Origin of the sequence: Clostridium sp. CAG:43 (assembly GCF_000434655.1) — a bacterium.
Classification (GTDB): Bacteria; Bacillota; Clostridia; order Lachnospirales; family Lachnospiraceae; genus Otoolea; species Otoolea fessa.
Genome location: NZ_FR895037.1, coordinates 6,145 through 6,392, shown reverse-complemented (window position 1 = coordinate 6,392; position 248 = coordinate 6,145). Strand labels below are relative to the sequence as shown.

Annotated in this window: 1 pseudogene (running past one end of the window); it reads left to right on the top strand. The window is 57.3% G+C overall.

Annotation, left to right across the window (positions count from 1 at the left end):
* Positions 1–248, top strand: a pseudogene (locus QVO97_RS03220) (NYN domain-containing protein) (its annotated part continues 2,537 nt past the right edge of the window); the annotation flags it as partial.

Genomic DNA, 248 nt, shown 5'->3' with positions numbered 1-248 from the left:
GGGGCGGGTGGACAAGGGCGATGCGTTCCTGGACACATATGAATTGGAGAAAAAGCGCGGAATCACGATTTTTTCCAAGCAGGCGCGGCTTGCATGGGATGATATGGATGTGACGCTCTTGGACACGCCGGGACATGTGGATTTTTCAGCGGAAATGGAGCGGGTGCTTCAGGTGCTGGACTATGCGGTGCTGGTCATCAGCGGTTCAGACGGCGTGCAGGGGCATACAAGGACGCTGTGGCGACTGC